General features: G+C 67.3%; 16 protein-coding genes. All 16 read right to left on the bottom strand.

Translation table 11 applies throughout. The features are described 5' to 3' along the window. Window positions 1–157: 157 nt before the first annotated feature. Window positions 158–979: a DUF3800 domain-containing protein gene (locus ENKNEFLB_RS09730; RefSeq protein ID WP_214059001.1), complete on the bottom strand. Its 822-nt coding sequence runs from the start codon at window positions 977–979 to the stop codon at window positions 158–160. 734 nt (window positions 980–1,713) lie between these two features. Then, window positions 1,714–2,478 (bottom strand): hypothetical protein, encoded by a 765-nt coding sequence (locus tag ENKNEFLB_RS09725; protein WP_214059000.1) that lies wholly within the window; start codon window positions 2,476–2,478, stop codon window positions 1,714–1,716. A gap of 331 nt (window positions 2,479–2,809) precedes the next feature. Beyond that, on the bottom strand, window positions 2,810–3,391 hold the full coding sequence (locus ENKNEFLB_RS09720) for a hypothetical protein (protein ID WP_214058999.1): 582 nt from the start codon (window positions 3,389–3,391) through the stop codon (window positions 2,810–2,812). A 74-nt stretch (window positions 3,392–3,465) separates the two neighbouring features. Continuing rightward, window positions 3,466–4,155: a DUF4145 domain-containing protein gene (locus ENKNEFLB_RS09715; protein ID WP_214058998.1), complete on the bottom strand. Its 690-nt coding sequence runs from the start codon at window positions 4,153–4,155 to the stop codon at window positions 3,466–3,468. Further along, on the bottom strand, window positions 4,152–7,274 hold the full coding sequence (locus ENKNEFLB_RS09710) for a hypothetical protein (protein ID WP_214058997.1): 3,123 nt from the start codon (window positions 7,272–7,274) through the stop codon (window positions 4,152–4,154). Before ENKNEFLB_RS09710 ends, ENKNEFLB_RS09715 begins: the two co-directional genes overlap by 4 nt. A 3-nt stretch (window positions 7,275–7,277) precedes the next feature. Continuing rightward, window positions 7,278–7,553, bottom strand: a complete 276-nt coding sequence (locus ENKNEFLB_RS09705; protein ID WP_214058996.1) for a hypothetical protein — start codon at window positions 7,551–7,553, stop codon at window positions 7,278–7,280. Between the two features lie 267 nt (window positions 7,554–7,820). Then, window positions 7,821–8,216, bottom strand: coding sequence for a P27 family phage terminase small subunit (locus tag ENKNEFLB_RS09700; RefSeq protein ID WP_214058995.1), 396 nt, complete (start codon window positions 8,214–8,216; stop codon window positions 7,821–7,823). Between the two features lie 138 nt (window positions 8,217–8,354). Next, complete coding sequence (locus ENKNEFLB_RS09695; protein WP_214058994.1) at window positions 8,355–9,008, bottom strand: hypothetical protein; 654 nt, start codon at window positions 9,006–9,008, stop codon at window positions 8,355–8,357. Beyond that, window positions 9,005–9,385: a helix-turn-helix domain-containing protein gene (locus tag ENKNEFLB_RS09690; RefSeq protein ID WP_214058993.1), complete on the bottom strand. Its 381-nt coding sequence runs from the start codon at window positions 9,383–9,385 to the stop codon at window positions 9,005–9,007. Before ENKNEFLB_RS09690 ends, ENKNEFLB_RS09695 begins: the two co-directional genes overlap by 4 nt. Before the next feature lie 133 nt (window positions 9,386–9,518). After that, complete coding sequence (locus ENKNEFLB_RS09685; protein ID WP_214058992.1) at window positions 9,519–9,800, bottom strand: WhiB family transcriptional regulator; 282 nt, start codon at window positions 9,798–9,800, stop codon at window positions 9,519–9,521. After that, window positions 9,797–10,069, bottom strand: coding sequence for a hypothetical protein (locus ENKNEFLB_RS09680; RefSeq protein WP_214058991.1), 273 nt, complete (start codon window positions 10,067–10,069; stop codon window positions 9,797–9,799). The genes ENKNEFLB_RS09685 and ENKNEFLB_RS09680 overlap by 4 nt, the downstream gene beginning before the upstream one ends. Further along, window positions 10,066–10,704: a hypothetical protein gene (locus tag ENKNEFLB_RS09675; RefSeq protein WP_214058990.1), complete on the bottom strand. Its 639-nt coding sequence runs from the start codon at window positions 10,702–10,704 to the stop codon at window positions 10,066–10,068. Before ENKNEFLB_RS09675 ends, ENKNEFLB_RS09680 begins: the two co-directional genes overlap by 4 nt. Further along, window positions 10,701–11,063 carry a hypothetical protein gene (locus ENKNEFLB_RS09670; protein ID WP_214058989.1) on the bottom strand — a complete coding sequence of 121 codons (363 nt, stop codon included), beginning with the start codon at window positions 11,061–11,063 and terminating at the stop codon, window positions 10,701–10,703. Before ENKNEFLB_RS09670 ends, ENKNEFLB_RS09675 begins: the two co-directional genes overlap by 4 nt. Beyond that, the gene (locus tag ENKNEFLB_RS09665) at window positions 11,060–11,362 is read right to left on the bottom strand and encodes a hypothetical protein (protein ID WP_214058988.1); all 303 of its coding nucleotides are present in this window, start codon (window positions 11,360–11,362) and stop codon (window positions 11,060–11,062) included. The genes ENKNEFLB_RS09670 and ENKNEFLB_RS09665 overlap by 4 nt, the downstream gene beginning before the upstream one ends. Further along, the gene (locus tag ENKNEFLB_RS23155) at window positions 11,359–11,541 is read right to left on the bottom strand and encodes a DUF6011 domain-containing protein (RefSeq protein ID WP_420830538.1); all 183 of its coding nucleotides are present in this window, start codon (window positions 11,539–11,541) and stop codon (window positions 11,359–11,361) included. The genes ENKNEFLB_RS09665 and ENKNEFLB_RS23155 overlap by 4 nt, the downstream gene beginning before the upstream one ends. Window positions 11,542–11,640: 99 nt before the next feature. Next, window positions 11,641–11,901, bottom strand: coding sequence for a hypothetical protein (locus ENKNEFLB_RS09660; protein ID WP_214058987.1), 261 nt, complete (start codon window positions 11,899–11,901; stop codon window positions 11,641–11,643). Window positions 11,902–11,972 lie beyond the last annotated feature (71 nt).

The following is an 11,972-nucleotide window of genomic DNA, read 5'->3' as shown; positions in this document are numbered from 1 at the left end:
GAGAGCGCCAGGAGTTCTCACTCCGGCGCTCATCTGCTATGCCGCCGCTACAGACGCGAGGCCCGCGCGGCATGGGGTATACGCCGATCACGGCGTATGCACTACGGACGCGAAGCCCACGTGCTGCGCACAATCATGACGTGTCGACGTGAACGAGTCAAGCCGTGCCCGTAGGTCGACCACCACGCCGCCGACGACCACCCCGCCTGCCCCTGCGAGTCTTACGCGGCTTGGGTTCGTCCGGCTCGGCCGCACGGTTAGGCGGTTCGACCGTGCGGCTCGAGTTCGCTAGTCGCTTCTGAGCACGACGCAACCACTCCTCGTGCTCGTAAATGGCAACAGAAAAACCATTCTTAACGAAGCCTAGATTGAACGTTGACGTTCCGAGCCTCGCGCGAAGGTGCGCCGCGACCTCGGCTTTATGCGCTACATGCGAGGCCAGTCCCGCATTGGCGCGAAACTCCGACCCGACTGCACCGACAAGAATGTCCACAAGTTGCAAACCCTCGGTGGCGCCGGAATCCACCTGGACCACCGACACGACGCCCAGACGCTTCAACCGCCTATTGCACTGCGTTTTGACGGTTTGCTCGAAAGAACGCTCATTGGGCGCCGAGTAATTGTCGGCGATGACGGTCATGAGCTCGTAGGGCTTGATGCTCCCGTGCGCCAACTGAATCGTCAGCTTCTCGTAGGCCGCGAACGTATTGCCAAACCTAGCCACGGGATCTGCCACATGACGATCTGCGACGAAGCAACTGAAGCGGGCTTCCGAGTTCAGCAGGAGGTCGATCAGGTCTTTGTAGGCCTGTTTGTTGGCTTCGGTAATTGACCAAAACTTGAACTCTTCGCGGTACTTATGTCGCGACCGAAGCGCCTTGACCTCTTTCAGCAGCGCCGAGTGATCTTCGATTCTAAGCATTCCGACAACGAAGAACCGGTCGGAAGCTATCGCACCAGTTTCGTCGAAGAACGCCACAGACGTCGGGTGCCGTCGGTCTAGGCGGAAAGGATCTGGGTGCAACTTAACGTCGTTCGACACAGAACCCACCAGACTCGTTTCTCTACGGCCAGCCTTAGGCGGGCGACCCTACTGCACGATCGCGTGAGTTAACTCATGCCCTGCACCAACCCACATGCCCAAGCTGGCAGATCCAGGCTTCGGACCCTGCGTGATCCCGGGGTGTCCGATGGAGCTCGAGGCCGGACGGCCACGTCCGCCTACCAGAGCTCCAGCTCGTCGACTGGAGGCGCGTAGTCGCGGGTCAGGCTGTAGACCAACCACCAGGGGAAGTCGGGGGCTTGACCAATGTCATCACAATTACGTCATCAAGGGGCGCGTCTGCGAACGCCACAGCGCCACTCGCGCCGCTGTACTCGATGAATCGGACGTAACTGACGTGAGGAGCACCGTCCGGCGTATCTACCCGGGTCAGAATCGATCGGCCTGAGATGAGGCCAACGGCCTCCGAGAAGTCACCCCATACATTCGGGACGAACGACAGGTTCTCAAGAGCCGTCCGGTACTGGTCTGGGCCCATCCCTAGCGCCGTCTGCCACAGCGCAGCCGCACCCAGGGGTGTTGCCGGATCGGGCTCACCGCCCGCCCCGTAGGCCGCGGCAGCCACATCCTCGTCAGACGCTTGCACTATGGGGAGGGGTTCGCGCGCGTCGGTCATGGTCTATCTTCCCATCCGCGCTCCAGAACGCCGCTCACGCCAGGCGGTCCGCTCCAGCGGCGGGTTCAGCGTCTCCCGTGGCGGCAGCCTCGTCACGTCCAGCCTGTTCCAAACGGGCGAGCAGCAGGTTGCCGAAAGGACTCGACTCGTAGGTTGGGTGATAGTCCGTGCGTCCAACGGAGATGTCTCGGACGGCACCAGCGCTCACCAACGCGGCGAGGAGTGCCGGCATGACGGGCGCAGCTCCCCTGTACTCCGACGCTAAGCGCTCTGGCGTCCAAGCCAGGTCGCGCGAGTCGTAAGCGCGCCCATTACGTTGAACCTGAGACGAACCGCGGCAGAGATCCAAGACTCGCACGTGGGGGGCCTCCAGCCCCGCCAAAGCCTGCACGATCAGAAACTCCTGGTCGACGATGGCCTCGTCCCGCGCCAAGACGCCTGTCACCATCGCACGCCCAAGCGCGGCGATCTTCGCCTCGAGCGCGGACTGCGATGCGGCCGACAGCGCCAACAGTGCCAGTTCGAGTTTCCGGTCGGAGGTTTGAGCGGCCGCCTCGACCTCCGTAATGTCCACGTGAGCGAAGTCAGAACCCAACTGCAGTGCCCGCGCAGCCCGCAATCGTCGCCGCTCGACGGCCCGGCCACTCAAGTTCAAAACTGACTGGACTGCGACGCTCGTAATTGACCCGAGCCCGGGAACGACCAGGTCCGCAGCCGCTCCCAGGCCCGCGCCAGCACCCGCGGCAGCGAGACCGCCTGTCGTTACGGCGTCGAACTTGGAGTCACGGTTCTCATCCATTCTTCGAACCCTATGCTCGGGGATTGCCAGAAGGCCGCGTCGGCGTTCACGCCTACCATCCCGCCATGCCCCACGACCGCGCTGAGCACGTCCATGTTTGCTTCACAGGCCGCTGGGCCGAGGACGTGGCCCCGGGCCTGCTGCTGGGCTGGCGAGAGCGTCAGGGCAAGGGATGGGAGGGCTGGGTCATCTCGGCCGAGCCTGCCCGCGATGGGAGGTCCGACCCGTTCGTGCGCCAGCTCTGGGTGGCGGCGTCGTGCATCCGGCCAGCGACGGAGCACCTTCTAGTTTGCGGTCCAGAATCTGGTGACCTAGGCAGGAGTGCTTCTCGTCAGTCGAGCGACCAAACAAGAGGCGCATCCAACCCTTGTCCCTCGTAAGCCACCTCGGCGATCGTCGCGCCTGGGGCAGCCGAGAACACGATCCAACCCTGGCTGCACGAACCCGGACGCGTAGTCCGGTCGCCGAGTTGCGGGTACGCGGGTTGTGGGTAGGAGACGCCGCCAGAGATCCCCGTCTCGAGGTACGTCCCATCGTCCTGGTCGGTCAGCGACCACGGACCCCAAGACAGCATGATCGGTTCGCCGTCCCAATCCTCATTGACACATGTGCGCGCCAATGCGCCCGCCCAGCGCGGCTGGTCCACGCTCCGCTGCGCCGCCGGATCGGAGGTGACCTGAGGATTGAACTCAAGCACGGCAACGTCACCCCACTCTGTTGGCTGAACGTCGCCAAGCTTGGCCACCATGCTGTGCTGCGGACTTTCCGAGGCGTCCCCCGGCGATGCAGTGACTGTCGTCGTCACCGTGGCAGTCGGCGCCGGATCGGACGCGCTCGATGCGCTCTCGCCGGAGCATGACGACAGAGCGAGAATGAGAGCTACACCAACGGGCGGCGTCAGGAGTCGATCCATGCCAACAGTGTCTCGACACCGGAGGGAAAGATCGCGCAACCTGCCGGTTTCGTTGCCATCGTCTGCATGGTGGGCTATGGCTGGCCTGCCTCAGGTACTTCGAGAGGCGCCGATTCCTCGAGGTCCGCTGGATACTCGTAGGTCATCAGGAGCATCTGCTCTGTGAACTTGGCGATCGTCCGCGCGTCAGCAGCGGTAACCCGAGGGATCTCGTGGTTGGCCTCGTTCCCCACGTCCTTGATCTTCACGACCCACGGTCGCATTCGACTCGTCACCAGGCCTTCGGCCTCAAGGTGGTTAACCGCTTGCTCAAAGCTTGGCGCCCGGTTCCGAGCATTCTTGGGTGGCAGCCCCTGACTTACCGCAAGATGAAAGAGCAACTTCCGGCAGAGCATGACCACCGCGTTGTGAGCACCAGCCGACATGCAGGCGCGGACCTCATCCCAGACGTATTGGTCGGGCTCCGGCTGGCCTGCGGGGTTGCGCAGACCCGACTGACGAGGGAGCACAACTGCGCCGTCAACGATGGCAGCGGCCTTGCAAGTCGGGCAACGGAGCCACTGCTGACCCTCGCCGTCGCACCTGACAATGACCAGCATCTGTGGTGCGGAGCAGCTGTCGCAGGAAACCTTGGCCCAAGCCCTCTCGTCCCCCATGCTGAACATGGGGCCAGTTGGCAGGCCCTTGATGAGCGCGAGATCGTCTGTCACGTCTGGCATGCCGGGAAGGATAGAGGCCAGGTCGCTGACGATGGACTGGGTCACCGGGCCTCCCTCTCGTCGTCGCGCTCGATTGCTGCGAACTCCTGGCGGGCGGCGGCGCGTGCGATCCCGGTCATGGTCGCCAGGCCGGTGCGGGTGTCGACCGTGCCGGACAGGCGAACGTCGTCGAACGACACCGCCATGGACTGCGCGGGCGCCATGCGAGGCGCGGACGCCGCCGCAGCGGACTGGCGACCGCCGGAGGTGATCTGCTCCATCAGCGCGGCGTTGCGAGCCGCCATCGCCACCGCCTCGCCCGGACCGGGCACGCCAAGCCGGGACGCAGCCTCGTCCAAGATGCTGACGTTGCGCGCACGCTGGCCAGGCTTGCCCGAGATGTAGGCCTCCCAGCCAGTCGACTTCTCGCCCCACTGGATGTTCGCGCCACCCGGGACGATCTGCGGGTCGCGGGAGTAGTAGCGCCCGTTGGATCCGTAGCCACCATCGGCGAACGCGCGAACCGGCCCGTCGTACAGGCCACCGTCCTCGTTCTTGTTGCCGAACACGTTGCGGAAGGTGTTGACGACGATCTCCACCGTCTTGCCCTGAATGGCGTTGATGGACGCCTGAATCGACCGCGCCTTACCCGAGGCGTTGTCGGTCAGGTTCACGGCCGGGTTAGCAGTGAAGCGGTCCGTCACGCCGAGCGCGGCCATGATCATCGCCCGCTTGCCCGTGAATGGGCCGGCGTTGATGTCGGCGGTCGGGCGCGGGTTCTGCCTGTCGAGGTTCCGCAACCCGGCCATGATCGCGCGGGACACAGCATCGAACGGTGCCTTGTTGAGGTCGATCTTCGGCTTGATGTCCTGCCTCGCGATGAGCCCGAGGCGATCTGCCAGGTTGCGGGCCTGCGCGGCAGTCTTGCCCATGTCGCGGGCCATCGCGATGAAGTCACCGCGGGCACCCTTGAGGAACTCGACTCGGTTGGCGCCGCGCATCCCGTCGGCAACCTTGAGTGCTGAGCCGGCGATGTTGTCCAGCGCCGCCGAGTTGGCTCGACCCTTTGCCGTGTTGATGTCGAGGGTCCGGCCGTTCTGACGCAGGGCGGCCGTTGCGTCGTCGACCGACGCCTCGAAGTCGCGCGCCGACGCACGTCCCTCCAGGGCTGCCGTCGCAGACTGGAGTGCGCCCTTGAAGGTGTTGGCCGCCTTCGTGCCGCGATTTAGAATGCCCGGCAGGTCGTCGAAGATGTTAAGGAGGTCGCCCACCGAGCGGCTGCCGATTGCGTCGGTCAGGCCGGGCAGCAAGTTCTTGAGCTGCCCGATCTCTTCGCGTGACATGCCGGCTTGGGTGGTCAGCTTGTCGAAGGCCCGGGACGCGGCCTCGGGACCTCGCTGCTGGGCGATGCCCGTGAGGGACTGATCGAGCGCCTGGATCATGTCGTCGGATTCCTTGAGCTTGCCGATCTCTGTGCCGAAGAGGCGGCTGCCGGAGTCCATGAACTGCTGGAACCCGTTGCGCTCCGAGAGGAAGTCAGTGGCCTGGCGGATGGCCTCGAACTCGTTGGGCAGCTCGCCCTTGCGGAGCTGTCCGCTCAGGGACTCGATCGAGGACGTGATGCCGTCGTAACCCTTGGCCTGGTTGATCAGATCGGCAAGGGGCGGGCCGGCGATCAGGGCAGCACCCACAGCAAGTCCGACAGGCCCCGCCGCCCTGGTAGCGGTAGCAGCCTTGCTGGCAGCAGCACCAGCAGCCGCAGTCCCGGCGGCGCCGGATGTCGCGCCAGCCACGGCACTGAGAGCCGCGGTGACCTTCAGCAGCCGGTTCAGCGTCGTCACCGCAGCTACGGCAGCGAGGAACGGGGTGCCGAGCGGGGAATCAGCAATGGCCGCCACCCCGTCCGCGATGGCACTCACCGCGGCCAGGACCGGACCACCCAGGGGCGCAGCGGCCTCCGCGATCTGGAGGACCGCGTTGCCCAGCGACTGGAAAGCATCAGCGACCTGCGGACCCGACTGGCGCACGTACTCGACGAACTCCCTGAACCCTTCGGTCTGCCCCAGGTTCATGGCCCAGTCGTCGAAGCCCTCTGCCGCGCGACTGATGACTCGCAGCAGATCGTCGTTCAGCGGGTCCATGGCCATCCACAGCTCGGCCAGCCCGTGCGTCAGGTCGCCAGCAGACTGGCCCAGGGAGGTGATTGCTGAGGGGGCCTCGCGCTCAAGGAAGGCCAGGAACGGCGCCCACCGCTCGGAGTTCAGCGACTCGGTGGCGTCGCCAGCGAAGTCGCCGGCCGCGCGGGCGGTCTCCTCGAATAGGCCCCGCAGTCTGGGCAGCAGCTCCTGAAGGTTAGCCACCGAGCGCCCAACGCCCGGTGCCAAGCCAGCGGCGGAGGCGTCGCGCAGGGACTCCAGGGCGGGACCCAGACTGTCGATCTCGCGCACCATGTCACGTGCGGCGGGAGACAGCTCCTGCATCGCGATCCGGGCGGCTTTGAGGTTCGCGGCCGTGGGCTCGAGCTGCGCTTTGTTCAGAGCGCCCATCGCGTCCCCGACCCCTTGGAACCCGGCGACCACCGTGCCGGCAGCGAGGGCAGTGAAGCCGAGCGCAGACGCCAGGCCAGTCACGGCAGGGACCGCCAAGACGCCGATGGGGGCCAGGGCGGGGCCGAGCGTGACCGCGAGCTGCGCCGCCAGCGCGAGACGGCCCGTCAGTTGGTTGATCGAGCGGTCAGCCTTGGCCGACGACACGGCCAGGTCGTCGTTGGCCTTCGTTACGCCCACCGCTGCCTGCGCGGCTTTCACTGTCTCCGCCGTCAGGTTGCGGCGAGCCTTCGCGACCCGCTCCTCGGCTGCGGCGACGGCGCCAGCCTTGGCGGTGCCCTTCTCGCGCAACTCCAGCAGCTTCGCCTCAGCGACCCGCAGGGAGCCCGAGGCGTCCGCCTGGCGGCGCTGGGCAGCCTCGGCGCGGGCGGTAGCCGCGGCCAGGTTAGTCACCTTGGGCGCTGCGGTGGCCGCGGCGGCCCCGGTTGCCGTCACGGACTTGGAGGAGCCGGCGCTACTGCCGTCGAGGTCGTGCAGGGCCGACGATGCGCCACGGGTGGAGGCAGCGAAGGTCGCCATTGGACGGCTGGCACGGTCCTCTACCTCGAGGACGATGCGTTCCAGGCGGACGGCACACATAGGTCAGGCTCCTGTCGTGGTCGCAGGCGCCGAGAGCGCCTGCGCGTGTGTGATGGCGACTCCAAGGGCGCTGATCATCTGCGCGCCCGGGAGCAGGTCGTCTGCGTCGCCTGAAATGGCCTGCATGGCGATGACGCTGGTCAAGAGGCGGGCCGCTCGCTTCTCGTCGTCGGTGCTGTCAAGAATGAGTCGGGCGATGCGCACCAGCGGGTCGCGGACCCCGGCAGGCAGGGTGGCCAGGTAGTCGGCGACCTCGGTTACGGGTTCGGGGTTGGTCACCTGTTCGCCTCCCCTTTCGCGACCAGTGCTCGCAGCCGGGCGCGCTCGAGGGCGCCTCCGAGGGCGACACCGTGAGCCGCCTCGGAAGCCCGCAGCACCGCACTGACCGTCGACCAGTCGCGCACGTCGATCCCATGCGCCTTGAACCACGCGCTGCGCTCACGCCACACGGCGCTATACGCCCCAGCCCCCTGGCCGGCCCAGGACTGGTCGACCAGATGCCGGGGCAACACATCGCCCGCACTGATGGCCGCGGAAGCTCTGCGCCTAGCCATTGGCTGCCCTCCGCTCGTTGTGCGAGCGCCAACGGGACTGCGCAGCCTTGGACGCCCGGACCTGGGCGGGCGTCTTGAGCGCGTCCTCGCTGACGTCGGGCAGGCTGAGCTGGCCGAGCAACCGACCCAGCGCCAGGCGGTGCTGGCGTAACTCACCGATGGCCGGGTGCACCCGCGTCTGGCCCTGCGACCCGGGAACGGTTACACCCTGCTCGGCCAGTGCCTGACACAGCGACTCGCACTCGTCGAGCAGCCGGCAGCACTCCCGCAGCAGCTCCGTCTCAGTCTCAGACAGCTCGTAGAGAGTCGTCGTCTCGCCCCAAAACGCCGCCCCACGGGGGCCGAAGTCGGGCGTCTCCGGGGCCTCCGGGACCTCAGTGGCGCTCATGGGCCACCCGCCCCCCAGGGCCGAAACGAGCCCCAAGCAGTGCCCGGACAGCGACTGACCTACTCCCCGGTCCTACTTCGCCAGACGGTCCAGGGGACATGGGCCGGGGGGTCGGGGTGACCGCGGCGTGCGCCCGCGTCACGCCTCGACCGGCTCGCTCGACTTGTTGACCGCGGCCACGTTCAGTGCAGCCGGGTCCAGACCCGCCGGCTTCGAGAGGGAGAAAGGGGAGAACACCTCGCGCTTGCTCATGTTCTCGATCTGGCCCAGCTCCTCAGCCACCGGAAGCAGTCGGGGCCTGGCGTCGAGGTAGGTCATCGACACTGCGTCCCAATCAGCGACGGCCCGCTGACCCACTGCCTGCTCCGATGCCCTCACCGAGCGCCGAGCAACAGCGCGAGCAAGCAGCTCGTCGCCGTCCGCGTTGGCACGCTCCAGCAACTCAGCGGCCTCGGCGGGGGTCTTGATCTGCGCGGCACGATCGCTGGCGTCACGAGCGCTGATCGCATGCGATGCGGTGTCCCAGCCACCGCCCGCGCCCCGGGCGCCGAAGAACTGGTTCTCCAGTGCAGTGCGACGGGAGTCGAGCTCAGCCTTCTCCTTCTGCGCGAGGTCGGTCAGCCGGCGCCTGGCATCGACGTAGAGGTCGGCAAGTCGCCGCTGCCGACCCTCGTTGCTCAGGTCGCGGTCCTCCTGGACCTCCGCAACAGCGGCCCTGTAGTTCTGACTGATTCGGTCGGCAGCCTCGCGGTGCGCCGTCAGCTTGTGGTTCGGCATCATGTTCCCTTTCACGCTGCTCTCGCAGACCGGTAGTGCTCCACGTCCTCGCGGCTGACCCGGTGTCGGTTGCCCACCCGCTTGGCCGGGATCGAGCCACGTGCAATGGCCTTCACCACCGCACGCGGCCCGATCCCCAGGAGGTCGGCTGCCTCTGTCGTCGACAACCACTCCGATGATGTGGCCGGTTCCGGAGATGTCGCGCCCTCGGTTCCGCAAGCGGAACCGCGCCACGACATCGCCACCACCCGGATCTCCTGGAGCTGTTCAGAGATCAGCGGATCGGTCCCCCGCACACGCACGCGCAGGGCCGAGAGTCCGGCGTACCGCTCGAGCCAGGCCGCGGTACGTGCCGAGATCGCGACCGCAGGTCCGTCCTGCCCGAGGATCACCGCTTGCGCTCCTTCGTGCTCCGGAGATCCGGGGAACCGTACAGAGCGGATTTCGCCTTCTCCCCGGTCCTTAGAGGGGGTTGGGCGCATGGGTCATGGCCCGGGGGTGACACGTTGGTCAAGTGGTGGACGATCACGCGGCCACCGCCCTGCGCTTGCGCGCGTAGACGGGCGTGCGGTCCACGCCCGCCCACACCAACCACGTCTCCCCTGCCGCCTCGGCGTACCTCCCGCACGCCTCGAGCGCGGGACAGTTGGCGCAGGCTTCGGCGGCCTCCCGGCGCTCAGCCACACGCTTGGAGCCGAACGGGTCGGGGTCGATCTGGCACGGGGTCGGCCGCTCCAGCGAGGAGAGGACGTGGCTCAGTGCGATCCACGCGGAGACGGCGTCGTAGGTCAGCGGGGTCGGGTTCACTTGGCTGTCCTCTCCATCGGGGTCAAGCACTCAGCAGTGATGCCGTCGAGCACGGCCAGGGCCTCGGCCCACGTCTGCGCCAGGTCGTCGGCGGGGACCAGCAGCTCGCCCGCGTGGTCTTCCTGGTCGGCCCGTAGGCGGATCGCCAGTGCCTCGAGCTGGTGGGGGAAGCAGCGCGTCCCGTCCGTGCGGTGGTCGCACCGGGTGCAGCCGGGCGCGGGCCGACGCTTCAAGCGCTGGCTAGCAAGGTCGACGATGGGCGCGGTCATGCGATCCTCCTGCGGGCGTCAGGGTGGTTGGCGCAGTCATCGGGGCAGGGATGCGTCTCGTCGTGCCACGAGCACTCGGTGACGGACCCACGGGCCTGCTGGTCCTCGGCCCTCTCGTCTCTGCCGACGTCACGGCGGGTGGGGCCTGCGGCGGGGTCCGCTCTAATAAGGCAGGACCCCCGGGGGTCCTGCTGAGACCCCGAATACGGCTTCTCAGCAGGACGGTTCTCGTCGTTCTCAGGGTGCTCCTGAGCGTCCTGCTGAGAATCTGGAGACGCATCCTCAGCAGGACACACGTGGGTCGCGCTGAGAACGTCCGGCACGACAGCCTGAAAGACCGCCCTGACGTGCTTCTGTCCCCGCGCCTTCCGATCGAGCAGGCGGTGCTCGAGCCGGCAACGTTGCTCGGCGTCGGGCTTTCTCGGGTGCTGGCCCAGCGCGTCCCGAAACCGCTCACCGATCCGACGCTCGGAGCGACCGAGGTCGGCCGCGATCTGTTCGCGGTCGACACTGACGGTCAGGTCATCGCGCATGTAGTCCGACAGGTAGAGCAGCAAGACCCGGGTGGCGTCGGTGATGTGTGGCTCGCGGTAGACCGCGGCTCGCCACTGGTCGACGGTGAATCGGCGGCTCACGCGACCTCACCCCGCGTCCAGGCAAGCCAGTCCTGCTCGACCTCACGGGCAATCTCCGGGTCTGGCCGGAACGTCCCGGACTTGCCGTCGTAGGCCGCTCGATGAGACGCCCCCTGCGTCTGCCAGGCGGCGTCCTCGGCCCGCTTGTCGGCGAGCCTGGCCGCCTCGAGCTCGGCCCGAAGGCGTGCCTGGAGGTCGTCACCGTCCATCGCCCACGCCTCCGCTGCGCGGACCACGGCCGCGATCTTGGCCGGCCCGTCTGGTAGTGCCAGCCAGGCCGCAGACCCGAACGCCGGAGCGTCGGGCGCCTGTCGGGTGTAATGACGCACCCACGCCTTGCGGGCGTCGCGGGCGTTCACCAGAGTCCTCGGCCCGGGTCGGGCTGCTCGGGGAACCTGGGTGGCGGTGCGGCCATGAGCGCATCGATCGCGCGGGCTCGAGCTGACCGCCTGCCGATCACCTCGATGTCGTAACCCAGGTGTTCGGCCAACGCGACGGACGACCGAGCTGAGTGCTCCTGACAGCTCCAGCCCCGTGCGCTGGCAACCCAGACTGGAGGACGCCCAGTGATCTGGATCAGGATCTCGCGGCTGCCGTGCCCGCGCAGGATGCTTTGGTGCCGGTCCAGTTCGACCTCGAGCAGGCGACGGCGCTTCACGCGACCACCTCGAACCGGATGCAGACCGGCCCGACGCCACGAGACACCGACGACCTAGCGGTCAGCAGGTGCCCGCACCGAGTGCAGTAGGTCAGTACACTGAGAGGGTCGCCTGCAAACGACTTAGACAGCGTCTCGGATTCGGCCCCGGGGCGCTGTTCCTTTTCAGGCAGCAGCATCGGCGCCACCACTCTCGGCGGTCGACAGCATCGCCAGCAGCCGCCGCAGCGCCACCTCGTCAGGCACGGCAGCGACGTCAGTGAGGCTCCGCGGCGCACTCACGCCACACCGACCCGGCGACGCGCCTGCGCCGACTTGAGAGCCAGGCGGTGGAAGTAGGCCTTGCGTGCGTTCTCGGCCCGCCGCGCTCGCTCCCCATCGGGCAACGACCGGTCCGGGTCCACCTCGTCGAGGAAGCGGCGTTCGAACGCATCGCGCGCCGGCCGTGTGGCCGCGGCACGGTCAGTCTCCTGCGCCCAACGCGAGTTAGCCGCGATTGACGCGATCAGGAAACGATCCGAGAGGTCCTGTGTGGGCATGACAGACTCCTTGAGTCTGTCCCTGCCCTGTCAGGACGAAGCGTTACGGCTCAAGAAGAGCCGATGGGCTT

This window comes from Nocardioides aquaticus (assembly GCF_018459925.1).
Classification (GTDB): Bacteria; Actinomycetota; Actinomycetes; order Propionibacteriales; family Nocardioidaceae; genus Nocardioides; species Nocardioides aquaticus.
The sequence above is the reverse complement of the archived record's forward strand: the minus strand, read 5'-3'. Positions and strand labels throughout refer to the sequence as shown.

Excerpts from the sequence above, each read along its gene's own strand:
- ENKNEFLB_RS09700 (WP_214058995.1), bottom strand. The coding sequence starts at position 8,216 with ATGAGCGCCACTGAGGTCCCGGAGGCCCCGGAGACGCCCGACTTCGGC.
- ENKNEFLB_RS09720 (WP_214058999.1), bottom strand. The coding sequence starts at position 3,391 with ATGGATCGACTCCTGACGCCGCCCGTTGGTGTAGCTCTCATTCTCGCT.
- ENKNEFLB_RS23155 (WP_420830538.1), bottom strand. The coding sequence starts at position 11,541 with ATGCTGCTGCCTGAAAAGGAACAGCGCCCCGGGGCCGAATCCGAGACG.
- ENKNEFLB_RS09725 (WP_214059000.1), bottom strand. The coding sequence starts at position 2,478 with ATGGATGAGAACCGTGACTCCAAGTTCGACGCCGTAACGACAGGCGGT.
- ENKNEFLB_RS09680 (WP_214058991.1), bottom strand. The coding sequence starts at position 10,069 with ATGACCGCGCCCATCGTCGACCTTGCTAGCCAGCGCTTGAAGCGTCGG.
- ENKNEFLB_RS09660 (WP_214058987.1), bottom strand. The coding sequence starts at position 11,901 with ATGCCCACACAGGACCTCTCGGATCGTTTCCTGATCGCGTCAATCGCG.
- ENKNEFLB_RS09710 (WP_214058997.1), bottom strand. The coding sequence starts at position 7,274 with ATGTGTGCCGTCCGCCTGGAACGCATCGTCCTCGAGGTAGAGGACCGT.